The following is an 18,055-nucleotide window of genomic DNA, read 5'->3' as shown; positions in this document are numbered from 1 at the left end:
ACAATGCTCCCAGCGGCCACTATGATCTGTTCAGACCAGATGAATCGAGTGTGTTTTTAATTTTTGTATTTTTATTGTATTTAACTTATTGATATTTAATGGGTATGAATTGTTTTTTAGTGTTTATACTCTATTTTTTGGCTTGATGAGATCTATGTCAGGTTTTTGTAAGTAAGGTTTAATAGACGACTGTTTCACAAGGCTGAGTGTGATCTATGTTTTAATTTGTTATTATTTTAAAATCAAATTCCAAGCCCTCATATGAAGGATGTTTCCTTCCCGATTTCTCTATGCTTATAGCAAATCATAGGTGAGTTAAATTTGTTCGTTTTGATGTTTTTTTGATAGCTTGATGAGAGTGGTTTTAATAAATGAGTACTAGAGATATGGGAATACCGATTGTGGATTTGTGGCTTTGCTCTCTGAGTGATTTACATGATGATATCGATAGCGTGTCGTACTTAAAACAGAGACTCACGATGGATGAGATAGCCAAAGTTGATCGCTATCGAATGCCCTCATCTCAGGTGCAAGCTTTGTACGTTCGTAACTATCTAAGAAAGGTGTTGTCTTGCTACTCTGATTTGAGGCCAGAAGAGTGGCGGTTTGAATATGGCGAGAAAGGTAAGCCAAGCCTAATTACAGAACAACAAATTAAAACGGGATTGAATTTCAATATAAGCCATAGCCAAGAGCATTTGTTGATCGCTATTTGCCAAATCCAAGGGCAACCACTTCAACTAGGTGTAGATATCGAACATGTAAGAAGCTCGACCAATATCGACTCGATCATGAAGCACTATTTTTCAGATGCAGAACTTACGGATTTACTTGAACTCAACAAAGAAGAACAGAGAGAGCGTTTTTTCGATCTGTGGGCATTGAAAGAGTCGTACATCAAAGCGACGGGTAAGGGGCTAGCGACATCGTTGCGAAGCTTTTCGTTTGATTTCTCTAATTTGACGGAGCAAACATTGCCAATTCACTCTTCGGATTTTCAACCAAACTTGCAGGATGAAATTAGATTGTATAGCGAAATCAGGCTACATAGCGGGATTGGGTTGGATTTGGATCCTGCTCAAGAAGACGATATTTCTATAGATTGGCAATGTTGCTTGGGTCGATTAGATGACCAGTACCGTTTTGCCGTGACTCTTTGTGGAAATTTGCTACCCATGCAGATAGAGATGAGAACTTTTTCGTTGTCTCATCTCTTTTAAGCTAGTTTGGTGAGGTGAAGTTAGCTCGTTTCGCCAAGCATCGCTTTTAATACTTCGGCAGGTACTGGCTGCAGTTGCTTGTCTTTATCTAGGCAAACCATTTCGATATCACCAATCACCGCAGGCTTAGTTGCATCTTTGCGCCACACTTCTTGTCGCCATAGCGTTTTGTATTTTCCATCGAGTTCAAAAGAGGTTCGGATGTCGCAGATCTCAGCGAACTCAACTCCATCTTGAAAAGTCATGTTGGCTTTATACACCGCAAACCCCAGTCCATGCTCGTTCCACAAGGTTGCCAGTTTGTCGCTACCCAATACATGCTCGCGCGCACGCTCAAAGTACTTTAGAAAGTTAGGGTGATAAACCACACCTGAGTGATCGGTATCTTCATAGTAAATTTGTACTGGGTGATGGTAGATCTGACTCATTGGTATCAACTCTTGTTAAGTAGTGAAGTGGTAAATCTGGCTAAGTTGTGCAGCACTTTACAGGATAGGTTGAAATTACTTCAAGGCATCATAGCCAAACTCGCTTTTGGTCAGACCTCATTTGGCCTCATTCATTACTAATACGTTGGTCAACTTCCACCCATTTACAAATATTCTATGTGTCACTTCCCACCCATTAATTTTTGCAGCGAGTTGGCGACTACTACAGGCAGATCTCATGAAGCCTTACGGTTAAAGGCTTGTTAATGCTTTGTTTCAATGTGGCGCGCTAATTGCCTTAATGAAAGCACGCAGTTTCCATTGATGGGCTGCTTTGTTTACTAAGGAGAATAATAATGTTTAAGCCTCTTACCCTGCTGTCTGTATCTGCTCTGGCGCTCACAAGCTTTAATGCTGCTGCAAACTGTGACCCTGGTGAAATTGTGATTAAGTTCAGTCACGTAACCAATACTGATAAGCACCCGAAAGGCATTGCTGCTTCTTTACTAGAAGAGCGAGTAAACACGGAAATGAACGGCAAAGCTTGTATGCAAGTTTTCCCTAACTCAACACTTTACGATGATAATAAGGTACTGGAAGCCCTGTTAAATGGTGATGTTCAAATGGCGGCGCCATCGTTGTCTAAATTTGAGAAGTTCACTAAGAAATACCGCATTTTTGACCTTCCTTTCCTATTTGAAGATGTAGAAGCTGTTGACCGTTTCCAAAACTCGGAGTCAGGCGAAAAACTGAAGAATGCAATGAAGCGTCGTGGCTTACAAGGTCTAGCGTTTTGGCACAATGGCATGAAACAGATGTCGGCGAATAAACCTCTTATCAACCCTGAAGATGCGGAAGGTTTGAAATTCCGTGTTCAAGCATCAGACGTATTGGTGGCTCAGTTTGAGCAACTAGGTGCTAACCCACAGAAGATGTCTTTTAAAGAAGTATACGGCGGCCTGCAAACTAAGGTTATCGATGGCCAAGAGAACACATGGTCAAACATCTACGGTAAGAAGTTCTTTGAAGTACAAGACGGCGTAACTGAAACCAATCACGGCATCTTGGATTACCTAGTTGTAACGTCAAACGACTTCTGGAAAGACCTACCTGAAGATGTACGCACACAGCTTGGTACTATCGTTCAAGAAGTATCTGAAACACGTAATGCAGAATCTTCAAAAGTTAACCTAGCGAACAAAAATAACATCATCGAAGCCGGTGGTGAGGTTCGTACACTTACGCCTGAACAGCGTGAAGCATGGGTAGCTGCACTTCAACCAGTATGGAAGAAGTTTGAAAAAGACATCGGTTCAGACCTTATCGATGCAGCGTTAGCTTCAAACCAATAACACCGCTAAGGGAGTGGCGTGCATTTCGCCACTCCTTATTAAAATAACTATAAGCGGAGTCAATTATGGATAATCCTCAAATGGAACAACCAAATTCTAGCGAATCAGCACTGGATACCTCTCTTTTTTCCAAAGTCGGAAGAGTTACGGATGTGATTGAAGAGTCATTAATCGCATTTTTCCTTGGCGCAATGACGCTACTTACTTTTGCCAATGTGGTATTTCGATACGCATTCAATGGCAATATCTTGTGGGCATTAGAACTGACGGTGTTCATGTTCGCTTGGATGGTGTTAGTGGGCGCATCTTATGGCGTTAAAAAACACTTCCACATTGGCGTTGATGTCATTATTAACCTTGCCCCAGAAAAGCTACGTAAAGTGTATGCGTTAATCGCCGTTACAAGCTGCTTGGCCTTTTCTATCCTACTTCTTATCGGTTCTTGGAATTACTGGTACCCGTTCGCGACCGAGCGAGCTTGGTATGAAACCGATGATATTCCAATGCCAGAGATGCTTCAGTTTCTTGCCGACTGGCTGAATGAAGGCGAGCGATACGAGAAACTGCCACGTTTTATTCCTTATATGGCGCTGCCGATTGGTATGGCAATGCTGACGTTCCGATTCATCCAAATCGCTTATCAAGTGGCGACGGGCAAGCTTGACCGCATGATTGCAGGCCATGAAGCCGAAGAAGAGCTGGATGCATTGAAAGCTGATGTGTTAGCGGGTTCTGATGAAGACGCGACAGCGGTATTGGATTCGACTAAGCAAAACAAGGCGAACGAGTCGGGTACAAAATCTAACGGTAAGGAAGACTAATCATGGCAATGTTATTTCTATTTTTAATGGTAATTGCTTTCATGTTGGTCGGTGTGCCAATTGCGATTTCCCTTGGTTTATCGAGCGTCATATTCTTGTTGATGCACTCTGATGCGTCACTAGCTTCAGTCGCACAAACGCTGTTTAATGCATTTGCAGGCCACTACACACTCTTAGCGATCCCTTTCTTTATCTTGGCCTCTAGCTTCATGTCAACCGGTGGTGTGGCGAAACGTATTATCCGTTTTGCTATCGCAATGGTCGGCTGGTTCCGCGGCGGTTTAGCGATGGCGTCGGTTGTGGCATGTATGATGTTCGCAGCGTTATCTGGATCGTCTCCAGCAACAGTAGTGGCAATCGGTAGTATTGTTATCGCAGGCATGATCAAAAACGGCTACACAAAAGAATTCGCGGCAGGGGTTATCTGTAATGCGGGTACTTTGGGTATATTGATCCCACCGTCAATTGTGATGGTTGTTTACGCTGCGGCGACGGATGTATCTGTAGGTCGTATGTTCCTTGGCGGCGTTATTCCTGGCCTGTTGGCGGGTGTGATGTTGATGATTGCTATCTACATTGCAGCACGTATTAAGAAGATTCCTGCGCAGCCGTTTGTGGGCTGGGGTGAGATGTTCGCAGCAGCAAAAGACGCAAGTTGGGGTCTGCTACTGATTGTCATTATTTTGGGTGGTATCTACGGCGGTATCTTTACACCGACGGAAGCGGCGGCAGTGGCAGCAGTTTACGCGTTCTTCATTGCTAACTTTATCTATAAAGATATGGGGCCATTCGCAGATAAGAAAAACACCAAGCCAGCTTTAGTTAAAATCTTCCAAACCTTCTTCCATAAAGACACCAAAGACACGCTCTATGATGCAGGTAAGCTGACGATCATGCTGCTGTTTATCATTGCCAATGCTCTGATTCTTAAGCATGTACTGACAGAGGAACGCATTCCTCAGATGATCACTGAGTCTATGCTTTCTGCGGGCTTAGGTCCGATCACCTTCTTAATTGTGGTGAACGTTCTACTGTTAATTGGTGGGCAGTTCATGGAACCTTCAGGCTTGCTGATCATCGTGGCACCTTTGGTATTCCCAATTGCAATTGCACTTGGCATCGACCCAATTCACTTGGGTATCATGATGGTGGTGAACATGGAGATAGGAATGATAACGCCGCCTGTGGGGCTCAATCTGTTTGTGACAGCAGGTGTCGCCAAGATGTCGATGATGAACGTGGTGAAAGCGGCATTGCCTTGGGTTGGTGTGATGTTCTTATTCTTGATTATCGTAACTTACGTACCTTGGGTATCAACATGGTTACCAACCACGTTGATGGGTCCGGAAATCATTACTAAATAGAGTTAATTAATCGCGAATAGGTGAGGAGGTATCATACCTCCTCATCAATATTCCTGCCGAAGTTCAAATGAGAGTCGCTCTGTTGATAGAGGGCTCTTTTTGCTTCTAATTCAGGAGTGTTTAGGTCGACATGTTGATCGATATAATAAACACCATCTATCTCCAACGTATCAGTAATTGATGGAACTTTTGTTTTCTCACCCATAACCACTTCCTTATTAACTTTATTGCATAACATCCTGTTAGCAAATTAAGTATAGGTGATCTTGCTCGCATATCTAATTTAGTTTTCGCTCTGTCGGTATGACTCTTTCGCAAGTTGATGTTTTTGCATCTTGTCATAGAGAGTTTTACGCGGAAGTTGAAGCCTTTCCATAGTCTCTTTTATGCTGCCATTACACTCAATAAGCGCTTGCTTTAACGTGTTTTTCTCAAAGTCAGAGACGAGTTCCGTTAGAGACAAATGCTGAGTTGGTCCGGCGGTGTTGTCTGATAAATGAGACAGCTTGCCTAAAAGCACAAAACGCTCAGCTGTATTACGTAATTCTCGTACGTTTCCGGGCCAATTGTGGGCTAAAAGTTCGTGTAGCTCTTGTTGTGGAATCGCTGGAGCGGTCTTGCCATAACGAGCGGCTGCGACCAATAAGAAGTGGTGAAAAAGCGCAGGGATGTCTTCTTGGCGACCTCTTAACGGCGGCAAGTCTAGAGTAACAACATTGAGTCTGTAATAGAGGTCTTGGCGAAAAGAGCCTTCCTCAGAAGCTTTTTTTAGATCGACTTTAGTTGCGGCAATCACGCGAATATCCAGCGGTACTAATCCGTTCGAACCCACTCTTTCAATGACTCGCTCCTGTAATACGCGCAATAGTCGTATTTGCGCCTGCATCGGCATGGATTCTATTTCATCTAAAAACAGTGTGCCGCCTTGCGCAAACTCGAACTTACCAACACGTTTACTTTCTGCTCCAGTGAATGCACCTTTTTCATGGCCATAGAGTTCACTTTCAATCAGGTTTTCAGGAACGGCGCCGCAATTGACCGCGACAAAGTTTTGCTCTCGGCGACTGCTTTGTTCATGTAGGGATCGTGCGACTAATTCTTTGCCCGTGCCTGTCTCACCAAACAATAAAATATCGGCATTAGTGTCTGCAACATGAGTGATGATAGAACGTAGCTCTGTCATAGATGGTGTGTCGCCAATGATTCTCGGCCCTAGTGCTTTACTCGCCTTCAACGAGCGCTTCAGCTCTTGGTTTTCGAGCGTCAACTGGCGCTTTTCGATGGCACGTTTGGTGGTTTCGATTAAGCGGTCATTCGCAAAGGGCTTCTCAATGAAATCGTAAGCACCGTTATGGATAGCTTGCACGGCCATTGAAATATCACCATGCCCTGTGATCATGATGACCGGGATCTCTTTGTCTTTATGCATGACCGTATTGAGTAAGTCATGCCCTGAAATACCCGGCAAACAGATGTCGGTGATGATCACATGGGGAAGGCCATTTTCCTGGATAGCGAGCAGCGCCGATTCCGCATCGGGAAAGAATTCAGCGTCAACATGAGCAAGCTCAAAGCTTTGCTCAATGGCCATTCTTAAATCGGATTCATCATCAATGAAATAGACGTGACACATAGTGGTTCCTTTACTCTTTTATTCTAATTATCGCTGAGTCATTTTGTGTAGCTGTGTAGCTGTGTAGCTGTGTAGCTGTGTAGCTGTTTACGTGTGTGCTTGCTTGTTTTCGAGTTGGTCCGCTAGTTAGTTAACGGGTTGGTCTCAGTCTGTTGATGGACGTTTTTCATCGGGCACTATTGAGAGTTCGATACTAAAACGAGCACCGCCTTGTGGGCTTGTGCCTGTGATTAGCTTTCCGTTGATCCCACCGATTATTTGTTGAGAAATCGATAGCCCGAGTCCAAGACCATTTTTTTTAGTGGTATGGAAGGGCTCAAAAAAGTCTCCAGTCGAGGACGACTTAAAACCGGGGCCGCTGTCATCGACGTGAATAAGCAAAATACTAGCTTGCTCATTGTCAGATCTCTTTCTCTCTAACAGGATAGCCAATTGCTTTTCGTCCTGATGCTCCATAGCCTGAATCGCATTGGTTAGAAGGTTAATGATCACTTGCTCGAGTTGGATGGCATTGGCGAACACGCAAGCATCAAATTTTTCTGGGAGCTCATTCACCTTAACTCGCTCACTCTTTAATTGTGGTTTCATGAGTTCTTTTGAGGAGTGAAGAACAGGCAATATTTGTAGAGTGTGGAGCTCTTCCGCTGTGGATTTCTTTGCGAAGGAACGAAGCTGGTGGCTAATTTTCGCCATACGATCGGTCAGTGCTGAAATCCGAGATAGGTTATCATCAACACGGTCGGGCTTCTCTTTTGCGAGAAACAATCGGCCGTTGTCTGCATAACTGCGAATCGCGGCGAGTGGGTTATTCAATTCATGACTGATACTGGCTGACATTTGACCCAATACGGCTAACTTAGCCGCCTGTATAAGCTCATCTTGTGTCTGTCTGAGCACCCGTTCTGTCTCGATACGCTGTTTGATCTCTATATGGAGCTCGGAGGTTCTTTCGAGCACTTGAAATTCGAGTTTTTGTTTGGCTTCAGATTGCAGCCTGTCGATTTGCGCACGCCTTTGTTGGCGGTGGTGGTTGAGTTGCATCGTGAGATAGATAATGGCAAACACTAAACTCAGCACCACAAGGTAAGCGATGAGATCCCACCAAACTAAGTGTGTCGGAGAAAATACTCGGACAGTTAGCTTTGGGTCATCGAGGAAGCGTGATGAAGTGAAAAAACGTTCTTTTACGAGTTGATGTGGTGACTGAATACTGCTGGTGGAGCTTTCTAAATCTCCTGAAAAATGCAGGCTCTCTATTTTGGTATCAAGGTATTGTCTGCTCTCTTGAATTCGAGTTTGTTGTGCCTTATCGAGCGGTTGAAGACTTTTGAATAGCCATTCTGGGTTACTCGACATGAAAACAATCTGATCTTTATCGTCGGCAACAAAAAAACTTTGCTTGCCTTTCCAGCTTGCCTCAATCAGTGATAAATCCATTTTTACGACAATGACACCAATGATTTCAGCAGCATAGGAAACAGGGTAAGAATAATAATAGCCTCGTTTCCCCGAAGTAGAACCTAAAGCAAAGTACTGGTTTTCATTGCCGAGAATCGCTTGTTGATAATAGGGACGAAATGCAAAGTTCCGCCCGACAAAAGAGTGTTTCAGGCTCCAGTTACTGGCTGCGATGGTGGTGCCGATACTGTCGAGCAGATAAGTGTCGGATGCTTGAATGACCGTGTTTACGTGCTCTAGATAACGATTGGTGAGTTCGATTTGCGCGGAATTACTTGGTGAGTGTAGGGCGTCGACCAACTCTTTGTCTTTTGAGAGTAGCTCTGGGATATGTGCAAACTTGTCGAGTTGGCTAGAAATATGAACGGAAAATCGGTCAAGCTTAGATTGGTGATCATTTAACAAACTTTGATGGCTTGTGCTCCATACCCAATACCCACCCACGATCATAAGTAAGCAGTAGACGACTAGCAGTAGTAAAGGGATTCTCAAAGCTCGAAACATAGAGGCTCTCCGCTAAATTCTAGGTAAAACAAACACGTCTGTATTTTCTCGTTTCTGACAACAATTAACGGTAGTTTTTGATGAAAATGGAGAGTAAACAGACGGGAGTAGGTTAAGGCTTTGTAACGGAGATTGTTGAAAAAGTTATCGACTCTGAGGGGTAAAACAAGAGCAAGATCTCTTTTTAAGCTTTTTAGCAAAAAAAGGCCTCGATTCCCTTGAAAAAGTCGCTATTGTCCCCATTTCTGTTGTGCTAAGTGATGATTTGATCGTCTTTTTATCATTTAGTTGTACGAATTTAGAGCATTCATCATCTAGCAGAGGTGAACGGCTCGACAGAGATTAAACAGATCGCTAGAATGTCGCGTCTAAAATTTCTGTCCTGAGGCTAATCGGAGATACCTTTCTTGTTTCTGAAAACAAGCTTTGCTGTTTTTTATAAGTGCGTGAGAACGAAGCTTTTAATTAGTATGTGAAGAACGAAGATATCGCTGATTAGTCTGGTGTTTAGTTGAATGATCAATTCAAACATCAATGCTCGATTTTAAATTAGGTGTTCGGATAGAGCACTACACAAGAATGCAGCCAACAACGTCCGCTTTTGAATTAAAGCTAAGTTACGGCTCATATGCTCAGATTACTGAGCCAGTTTTGAGGTTTATATAATGCAAGTTACTGTTGAAACGCTAGAAGGCCTAGAGCGCCGTCTTAATATTACTGTTCCTGCTGCTAACATCGAAGATGCAGTTACAGCTGAACTACGCAACATCGCGAAAAACCGTCGTTTCGATGGTTTCCGTAAAGGCAAAGTGCCTATGAAGATGGTTGCTAAAATGTACGGCAAAGCAGTACGTCAAGACGTGATGGGCGAAGTAATGCAACGTCACTTCATCGAAGCGATCGTTAAAGAGAAAATCAACCCAGCTGGCGCACCTACTTTCGCACCAGTTGAAAACAACGAAGGCGCTGACCTAGTATTCAACGCAACTTTTGAAGTTTACCCAGAAGTTGAGCTGAAAGGTCTAGAAAACATCACTGTTGAGAAACCAGCAGTAGAAGTTAAAGAAGCTGACGTTGAAGAGATGATCGAAACTCTACGTAAGCAACAAGCAACTTGGACTGAAGTTGAAGCTGCTGCTGACGCTGGTTCTCGTGCAACTATCGACTTCGTTGGTTCTATCGACGGTGAAGAGTTCGAAGGCGGCAAAGCTGAGAACTTCCCACTAGAGATGGGTGCTGGTCGTATGATCCCTGGTTTTGAAGACGGTATCGTTGGTAAAACAGCAGGTATGGAATTCGAAATCGAAGTAAACTTCCCAGAAGATTACCACGCTGAAAACCTAAAAGGTAAAGCTGCTAAGTTCTCTATCAAGCTGAACAAAGTTGAAGCTCGTGAACTTCCAGAACTAAACGAAGAATTCGTTTCTAAGTTCGGTGCTGCTGAAGGCGTTGAAGGTCTTAAAGCTGAAGTTCGTAAGAACATGGAGCGTGAGCTTAAGCAAGCTGTTAAGAACCGCATCAAAGAGCAAGCTATCGACGGTCTAGTTAACGAAAACAACATCGACGTACCTTCTGCTCTAATCGATCAAGAGATCAGCGTTCTACGTCAACAAGCTGCTCAACGTTTCGGTGGCAACACTGAAGCTGCTGACCAACTTCCACGTGAGCTGTTCGAAGAGCAAGCTAAACGTCGCGTAGTTGTAGGTCTTCTTCTTGGTGAAGTAATCAAGACTGAAGAGCTAAAAGCTGATGACGAGAAAGTTAAAGCTATCATCGAAGAGATGGCTACAGCATACGAAGATCCAACAGAAGTTATTGCTTACTACGAGCAAAACGAGCAAATGATGAACAACATGCGCAATGTTGCTCTAGAAGAGCAAGCTATTGATGCAATCATCGCTAAAGCTCAAGTTTCTGATAAAGAAGTTAGCTTCAACGAGCTAATGAATCAGCAACCTGCTTAATATAGTAATATCTGACGTAGAAGGTTGACGTACGGTCAACAATTCTGCTAACAATGGTCCGTATGATTTAATCATTCGGGCCATTTATTTTAGGGACATAAGAATATGAGCTACCAAGAAAAAAACACAATGCCATCGATTATGGACGCACTAGTTCCTATGGTGGTTGAACAGACTTCCCGTGGTGAACGTTCTTACGATATTTATTCTCGTCTATTAAAAGAACGTATCATTTTCTTAACAGGTCAAGTGGAAGACCACATGGCAAATCTTGTCGTGGCTCAACTGCTTTTCTTGGAATCAGAAAACCCAGACAAAGATATCTATCTTTACATCAACTCACCTGGCGGCAGCGTAACAGCGGGTATGTCTATCTACGACACAATGCAGTTCATCAAGCCAAACGTGAGCACAGTATGTATGGGTCAAGCTTGCTCTATGGGTGCATTCTTACTAGCGGGTGGTACTCCTGGTAAGCGTCACGTGCTTCCAAACTCTCGTGTAATGATTCACCAGCCACTTGGCGGTTTCCAAGGCCAAGCGTCTGATATTCAAATTCATGCGCAAGAGATCCTAACGATCAAGCAAAAGCTAAACAATCTATTGGCAGAACATACAGGTCAGCCTTTAGAAGTTGTTGAGCGTGATACAGATCGTGATAATTTCATGTCTGCTGATCAAGCAGTAGAATACGGTTTGGTGGATTCAGTTCTTAATCACCGCGGTCAATAATTGCAGGGCAATTGTTTAACGCAAAGTGATTCAAATTGTTATACACTCAAACATAGAGAGTAAAGGCTAAGAGGTTAGCGAATGACAGACAAAAGCAAAGAGGGTGGTAGCGGTAAACTGCTTTACTGCTCTTTCTGTGGCAAAAGCCAGCACGAAGTTCGCAAGTTAATCGCAGGTCCTTCTGTTTACATTTGTGATGAATGTGTCGATCTTTGTAACGACATTATTCGTGAAGAAATTAAAGATGTTCTTCCTAAGAAAGAATCGGAATCGCTGCCAACGCCGCGTGAGATTCGTGAGCATCTTGACGACTATGTAATCGGTCAAGAACACGCGAAGAAAGTGCTAGCAGTTGCGGTATATAACCACTACAAGCGTTTGCGTAATGGTGATACGACAGCTGAAGGCGTAGAGTTAGGTAAGAGTAACATCCTTCTTATCGGTCCTACTGGTAGTGGTAAAACACTATTGGCTGAAACACTGGCTCGTTTCCTAGACGTTCCATTCACAATGGCAGATGCAACGACACTAACCGAAGCGGGTTACGTGGGCGAAGATGTTGAAAACATCATCCAGAAGTTGCTTCAAAAATGTGATTATGACGTAGCGAAAGCGGAACGCGGCATTGTTTACATCGATGAAATCGATAAGATTTCTCGTAAAGCTGAAAACCCATCAATCACGCGTGACGTGTCTGGTGAAGGTGTACAGCAAGCTCTACTAAAACTTGTTGAAGGTACAGTTGCTTCAGTTCCACCTCAAGGTGGTCGTAAGCATCCACAGCAAGAGTTCTTGCAAGTGGATACGTCTAAGATCCTATTTATTTGTGGCGGAGCGTTCTCTGGCCTAGATAAAGTGATTGAACAACGTGTAGAAAAAGGTTCGAGTATTGGTTTTGGCGCAGAAGTGCGTTCAAAAGATGAAACGAAAACTGTGGGTGAACTGTTCACTCAAGTTGAACCTGAAGATCTCGTGAAGTACGGTCTAATTCCGGAATTCATTGGTCGTCTACCCGTGACAACGACATTGACAGAACTTGACGAAGAAGCTCTAGTTCAAATTCTTTGTGAACCGAAGAATGCGCTTACTAAGCAGTACGCAGCATTATTTGAAATCGAAGATACTGAATTAGAATTCCGCGAAGATGCTCTACGTGCAATTGCGAAGAAAGCAATGGAGCGTAAAACGGGTGCTCGTGGTCTACGTTCTATTTTGGAGGGTGTTCTACTAGAAACTATGTACGAACTGCCATCTTCAACTGATGTAAGCAAGGTTGTCATTGATGAGTCGGTAATTAATGGTGAGTCAGAACCACTGTTGATTTACAGCAACTCAGATAACCAAGCAGCTGTTGCAGAGTAGGTCTTTTTTAGACTACACGCTCAAATTGAAAAAGGAGGTAAGCAATTACCTCCTTTTTTTTATTCTTCCATTGAATCCAGTCGTTTAAGCCCCATATACTGCTTTATAAGTTAAAGCGGAAGAGAGAAATATATGAACTTGGAACGTTCCGAGCGTATCGAAATCCCCGTGCTACCTCTACGTGATGTAGTGGTTTACCCACACATGGTTATTCCATTGTTTGTTGGTCGTGAAAAATCGATTACTTGCCTTGAATCGGCAATGGAAGCTAACAAACAAGTACTACTTGTAGCGCAGAAAGAAGCGGACACTGATGAGCCTTCAATTGACGACCTATTCAACGTAGGTACAGTCGCTACCATTCTTCAGTTGCTAAAGCTCCCTGATGGTACTGTTAAAGTACTTGTTGAAGGTCAGCAGCGTGCAAAAATTCACCAGTTTAAAGAAAGTGAATTCTTCTTAGCGGATGCCGAATACGTTGTTACCTCAGAACTTGACGAAAAAGAACAAGAAGTGGTTGTTCGCAGTGCGATCAATCAATTCGAAGGCTTTATTAAGCTAAACAAAAAGATTCCACCAGAGGTTCTAACATCTCTGAACGGTATTGATGAGGCAGCTCGCCTTGCTGATACGATTGCTGCGCACATGCCTCTTAAACTGGTAGATAAGCAGCACGTTCTAGAAATTGCAGATGTGACTGAACGTCTGGAATTCTTAATGGGCCAAATGGAGTCAGAAATTGACATCCTGCAAGTTGAAAAACGCATTCGTGGCCGCGTTAAGAAGCAGATGGAGAAATCTCAGCGCGAGTACTACCTGAATGAGCAAATGAAAGCGATTCAGAAAGAACTTGGCGAGATGGATGACGCGCCTGATGAATTCGAGACTCTGAAAAAGAAGATCGAAGATTCAAAAATGCCTCAAGAAGCTCGTGAAAAAACCGAGCAAGAACTGCAAAAACTGAAAATGATGTCGCCAATGTCTGCTGAAGCAACAGTAGTACGTAGCTATATCGATTGGATGGTTGGTGTTCCTTGGGCAAAGCGTTCAAAAGTTAAGAAGAATTTAGCGAAAGCGGAAGAGGTCTTGAATGAAGACCACTACGGCTTAGAGCGTGTAAAAGAACGAATCCTTGAATACTTGGCAGTACAAAACCGAATTAACAAGCTAAAAGGTCCAATCCTTTGTCTTGTTGGTCCTCCTGGTGTGGGTAAAACCTCTCTAGGTCGCTCGATTGCCGCTGCAACGGGCCGTAAGTACACTCGTATGGCGCTAGGTGGCGTACGTGACGAAGCGGAAATCCGCGGTCACCGTCGTACATACATCGGTTCTCTTCCGGGTAAGCTTATTCAGAAGATGTCTAAAGTTGGCGTTAAGAACCCACTGTTCCTATTAGATGAAATCGATAAGATGTCGTCTGATATGCGTGGCGACCCATCTTCAGCGCTTCTAGAGGTGCTAGACCCAGAGCAAAACGTTGCGTTTAACGATCACTACTTAGAAGTAGATTACGATCTGTCAGATGTCATGTTTGTTGCAACGTCTAACTCAATGGACATTCCTGGCCCGTTATTGGACCGTATGGAAGTGATTCGTCTGTCGGGTTACACAGAAGATGAAAAGCTGAACATCGCTAAGAGTCACTTACTGGACAAACAAGTTCAACGTAATGGTCTTAAGCCTCATGAGATTAATATCGAAGATTCAGCAATCGTTGGCATTATTCGTTATTACACGCGTGAAGCAGGTGTGCGTAACTTAGAGCGTGAAATCTCTAAGATCTGTCGTAAAGCAGTTAAGAACATTCTGCTAGATAGCAGCCTTAAGTCTGTAACGGTTAACATAGATAACCTGAAAGAGTACTTGGGTGTTCAACGTCATGACTTCGGTAAAGCGGATGAGAGCAATCGTATAGGTCAGGTAACTGGTCTAGCGTGGACTCAAGTTGGCGGTGATCTACTGACCATCGAAACTGAATCAATGCCAGGAAAAGGCAAGCTAACGCAAACCGGCTCACTTGGCGATGTGATGAAAGAATCGATTCAAGCGGCAATGACCGTGGTTCGTTCTCGTGCAGAAAATCTGGGTATTAACGTGGATTTCTACGAGAAGCGCGATATCCACGTTCACGTACCTGAAGGTGCTACACCGAAAGATGGCCCGAGTGCGGGTATCGCAATGTGTACTGCACTTGTCTCTAGCTTAACGGGTAACCCTGTGAAAGCTGAGGTTGGTATGACTGGTGAAATTACCCTACGTGGTGAAGTTTTACCTATCGGCGGCTTGAAAGAAAAACTGCTTGCAGCTCACCGTGGTGGCATCAAAACAGTCTTGATTCCAAAAGATAATGAGCGTGATTTGGAAGAGATTCCAGACAACGTTATCGCTGACTTGAAGGTAATTCCGGTCCAATGGATTGATGAAGTACTTAAGGTTGCGCTAGAACGAGATCCGTCAGGGGTCGAGTTTGACGTGAAAAAATAGTGATGCGTAGCAAAAATAAGTAAAGAATTACGCTGATAGGCTCGAAAAGGCTTGTCAGCGTTTTTTTTGGACGCTAAGTTATTCGACTAAAGCGGCAATCCCTTTTGCAATAAGGCTTGCGGCTAAATAAAAACCAAAATGGAACGTACAGTCATCGAGATGTAGTCACAGATGACACATAGGGGAAAAACAGTGAATAAAACACAACTAGTAGAATCAATCGCAGAAAACGCAGACATCTCTAAAGCTTCAGCTGGTCGCGCTCTAGACGCTTTCATCGAAGCAGTTGGCACAACGCTACAATCAGGTGACCAAGTTGCACTTGTTGGCTTTGGTACTTTCAGTGTTCGTACTCGTGCTGCTCGTACAGGTCGTAACCCAAAAACTGGTGAAGAGATCCAAATCGCAGAAGCTAAAGTACCTGGCTTCAAAGCAGGTAAAGCACTTAAAGACGCATGTAACTAATTTTCACTGCTGAAACCTCGCTTTTAGAGAGGGGAAGGCAGTAAAATGCGTTTACTGTTTGAAAAATGATGTTTCATTCTTAGACAGTATGTGTGCAAAGCACATTGAACTTATTTAAATTATGCGCATCCTACTGATGCGCATTTCTTTTTCTGATAATATCGCGTGAATAGATTTTATTTTGAAGCCAATGCTTCATATCCGGAGAGCACTTAAATTATGATGGATCGATTACGCGAAGGCGTGAATAGCATCGCGGTAAAAATTATCCTTGGGTTGATTATCCTGTCATTCGTATTCGCAGGTGTAGGCAGCTACATCACCGGTGGCGGTAACAACGCAGCAGCTAAAGTTGGCAACACAGAAATTGCTCGTGGTGAGTTCGAACAAGCTTACCAAAACGAACGTAATCGTATGCAGTCTCAACTTGGCGATTACTTCGCTCAAATGCTTGCAGACCCTGCATACGTAGAGTCTTTCCGTAAATCAGTCCTTGATCGCATGATCAACGATGTTCTACTTGAGCAGCAAGCCGAGTCTTTAGGCCTACGAATCAGTGATTCTCAAATCCGTACAATGATTCTAGAAATGCCTCAATTCCAAACGGCTGGTCAATTCGATCAAGATATTTACCAAGCAGCACTACGTCGCGCAGGTTTCAGTGCAGAAAGCTTTGCTGAGTACATGCGTCGTGACCTAATGCGTAACCAGCTTGTTACTGCGCTTCAAGGCAGCGAGTTTGTTCTTCAAGGTGAAATCGATACACAAAGTAAGCTTATTGCTCAAACTCGTGATATTCGCACAGTGACGCTTTCTGTTGCTGATTTAGCGAAAGGTATCGAACTTACTGACGAACAGATCGAGCAGTACTACTCTGAAAACCCATTAGCTTACACTCGTCCAGAGCAAGCTAAGGTTTCTTACATCGAACTTTCAGCTGAAGCGCTTAAGTCGCAGCTTGAAGTGAGTGATGAAGAAGCTCAGAAATATTACCAAGAGCACCTAGATAAGTACTCAACTTCAGAGCAACGTAAAGTTAGCCATATCCTAGTTCAAGGCGATGATGAAGCGAAAGCTCAGTCAATCCTAGACGAACTCAACGCCGGTGCTGATTTCGCTACACTAGCAGAAGAGAAATCTGATGATTTCGGCAGTGCTGACGTTGGCGGTGATCTAGGTTGGATTGAACGCGATGTTATGGACCCAGCATTCGAAGATGCAGCTTTTGCTCTTGAGAATATTGGTGATACAACGGGCCTAGTTAAATCTGAATTTGGCTACCACATCATCAAGCTAGACGAACTAAAAGCATCTCAAGCTCAGCCTTACACTGAAGTAGCGGCAGAGATTAAGAGTGAGCTTTTAGATCAGCATGCAGTAGACCAGTTCTATGAACAGCAAACTGAGCTAGAGAAAGTGGCATTTGAATTCCCTGACTCTTTAGATGATTCTGCAGAAGCTATTAATGCGAAAATCACAACGACTGATTTCATCTCTCAAGTAGATGCGCCAGAAGTGTTGATGACGCCTGCTGTTATGCAAGCTATCTTGAGCCCTGAAGTGAAAGAAGACGGCCTAAACTCTGAAGTTATCGAAGTTGCACCTGAACACGTGATTGTTGTTCGTGTAGAAGAGACTCGTGACGAAACCGTTCTTCCTCTAGAAGAAGTGAAAGATCAAGTTGTCGCTGCATTGTCTGCTGTACAAGCTGAGCAACAAGCAGTTGAGCTAGGTGTTTCTCTAGTGAACGAACTTAAGCAAGGTAACGAAGCAGTACTTGCAGATAACAACCTTGAGTTCACTGAACTTGAAACGATTGACCGTAACTCACCACTAGCGGCGTCTGTATTCGCTCTAGCGAAACCAGAAGCAGGTCAAGCTGTGTTCGGTCAATCTAAAGACCAAGACGGTAACATCGTTGTTGTTGAGCTTTCTAAAGTAACAGCTGAAATCAACCCAGCTTACAGCACTCAAATTGGTGCACAGTTGGAGCGAGTTGGTAATCAGCAAGACCTTACTAATGTACTAAACGTACTGCGCAAAAATGCAGACGTTGAATATTACGTAGTGGGTCAAGGTCAGTAAGCTCAGGTTAGCTTGAGTTAGCTTAGCTCGGTAGTTAAGCCTGTTAGGTGACTGACTACCGAGAATCAACATGCGATGGTTGTTGTTTTGCAAATTGGGTTTATTCGATAAATCAGATTTGTGAGCCAACAAACAAGCTGATGAAAATAAGATGTATAACGAAGCGGGTCACTTAGGTGACCC

General features: G+C 43.6%; 14 protein-coding genes and 1 pseudogene. 11 read left to right on the top strand and 4 right to left on the bottom strand.

Translation table 11 applies throughout. The features are described from left to right. Positions 1-386 precede the first annotated feature (386 nt). Positions 387-1,220, top strand: coding sequence for a 4'-phosphopantetheinyl transferase family protein (locus AACW75_RS20640; RefSeq protein ID WP_145570427.1), 834 nt, complete (start codon positions 387-389; stop codon positions 1,218-1,220). Between the two features lie 20 nt (positions 1,221-1,240). Here AACW75_RS20640 and AACW75_RS20635 read toward each other — a convergent pair whose 3' ends face one another. Continuing rightward, on the bottom strand, positions 1,241-1,648 hold the full coding sequence (locus AACW75_RS20635; RefSeq protein ID WP_009847292.1) for a thioesterase family protein: 408 nt from the start codon (positions 1,646-1,648) through the stop codon (positions 1,241-1,243). Between the two features lie 356 nt (positions 1,649-2,004). Here AACW75_RS20635 and AACW75_RS20630 point away from each other — a divergent pair, with 356 nt between their 5' ends. The 3 genes from AACW75_RS20630 (at position 2,005) to AACW75_RS20620 (ending at position 5,185) form a co-directional block, all read left to right on the top strand. Beyond that, positions 2,005-3,000, top strand: a complete 996-nt coding sequence (locus AACW75_RS20630; RefSeq protein WP_004736072.1) for a TRAP transporter substrate-binding protein — start codon at positions 2,005-2,007, stop codon at positions 2,998-3,000. Between the two features lie 65 nt (positions 3,001-3,065). Then, the gene (locus AACW75_RS20625) at positions 3,066-3,821 is read left to right on the top strand and encodes a TRAP transporter small permease (protein WP_017073590.1); all 756 of its coding nucleotides are present in this window, start codon (positions 3,066-3,068) and stop codon (positions 3,819-3,821) included. A gap of 2 nt (positions 3,822-3,823) precedes the next feature. Then, a complete protein-coding gene (locus AACW75_RS20620) occupies positions 3,824-5,185 on the top strand; it encodes a TRAP transporter large permease (RefSeq protein ID WP_017073589.1) in 1,362 nt (453 codons plus the stop codon). Positions 5,186-5,216: 31 nt separating this feature from the next. Here AACW75_RS20620 and AACW75_RS20615 read toward each other — a convergent pair whose 3' ends face one another. The 3 genes from AACW75_RS20615 to AACW75_RS20605 form a co-directional block, all read right to left on the bottom strand. Then, positions 5,217-5,390: a hypothetical protein gene (locus AACW75_RS20615; RefSeq protein ID WP_181360444.1), complete on the bottom strand. Its 174-nt coding sequence runs from the start codon at positions 5,388-5,390 to the stop codon at positions 5,217-5,219. A gap of 78 nt (positions 5,391-5,468) precedes the next feature. Continuing rightward, positions 5,469-6,818 (bottom strand): sigma-54-dependent transcriptional regulator, encoded by a 1,350-nt coding sequence (locus tag AACW75_RS20610; protein WP_145570375.1) that lies wholly within the window; start codon positions 6,816-6,818, stop codon positions 5,469-5,471. A gap of 144 nt (positions 6,819-6,962) precedes the next feature. Continuing rightward, the gene (locus AACW75_RS20605; RefSeq protein WP_145570377.1) at positions 6,963-8,780 is read right to left on the bottom strand and encodes a sensor histidine kinase; all 1,818 of its coding nucleotides are present in this window, start codon (positions 8,778-8,780) and stop codon (positions 6,963-6,965) included. A 157-nt stretch (positions 8,781-8,937) separates the two neighbouring features. Here AACW75_RS20605 and AACW75_RS20600 point away from each other — a divergent pair. The 7 genes and pseudogenes from AACW75_RS20600 to ppiD form a co-directional block, all read left to right on the top strand. Further along, positions 8,938-9,126 (top strand): annotated as a pseudogene (locus AACW75_RS20600) (hypothetical protein); the annotation flags it as partial. Positions 9,127-9,445: 319 nt separating this feature from the next. Further along, the gene (tig, locus tag AACW75_RS20595) at positions 9,446-10,744 is read left to right on the top strand and encodes a trigger factor (protein ID WP_017073585.1); all 1,299 of its coding nucleotides are present in this window, start codon (positions 9,446-9,448) and stop codon (positions 10,742-10,744) included. Between the two features lie 105 nt (positions 10,745-10,849). Next, the gene (clpP, locus tag AACW75_RS20590) at positions 10,850-11,476 is read left to right on the top strand and encodes an ATP-dependent Clp endopeptidase proteolytic subunit ClpP (protein ID WP_017073584.1); all 627 of its coding nucleotides are present in this window, start codon (positions 10,850-10,852) and stop codon (positions 11,474-11,476) included. 81 nt (positions 11,477-11,557) lie between these two features. Continuing rightward, the gene (gene clpX / locus AACW75_RS20585; protein ID WP_017073583.1) at positions 11,558-12,838 is read left to right on the top strand and encodes an ATP-dependent protease ATP-binding subunit ClpX; all 1,281 of its coding nucleotides are present in this window, start codon (positions 11,558-11,560) and stop codon (positions 12,836-12,838) included. Between the two features lie 132 nt (positions 12,839-12,970). After that, positions 12,971-15,322 (top strand): endopeptidase La, encoded by a 2,352-nt coding sequence (gene lon, locus AACW75_RS20580; RefSeq protein ID WP_017073582.1) that lies wholly within the window; start codon positions 12,971-12,973, stop codon positions 15,320-15,322. Between the two features lie 171 nt (positions 15,323-15,493). Next, a complete protein-coding gene (locus AACW75_RS20575) occupies positions 15,494-15,787 on the top strand; it encodes an HU family DNA-binding protein (RefSeq protein WP_012604504.1) in 294 nt (97 codons plus the stop codon). Between the two features lie 219 nt (positions 15,788-16,006). Next, positions 16,007-17,872, top strand: coding sequence for a peptidylprolyl isomerase (ppiD, locus tag AACW75_RS20570; protein WP_135457993.1), 1,866 nt, complete (start codon positions 16,007-16,009; stop codon positions 17,870-17,872). Positions 17,873-18,055: the final 183 nt, after the last annotated feature.

Origin of the sequence: Vibrio sp. L3-7 (assembly GCF_963898195.1) — a bacterium.
GTDB classification, from domain to species: Bacteria; Pseudomonadota; Gammaproteobacteria; order Enterobacterales; family Vibrionaceae; genus Vibrio; species Vibrio echinoideorum.
The sequence above is the reverse complement of the archived record's forward strand: the minus strand, read 5'-3'. Positions and strand labels throughout refer to the sequence as shown.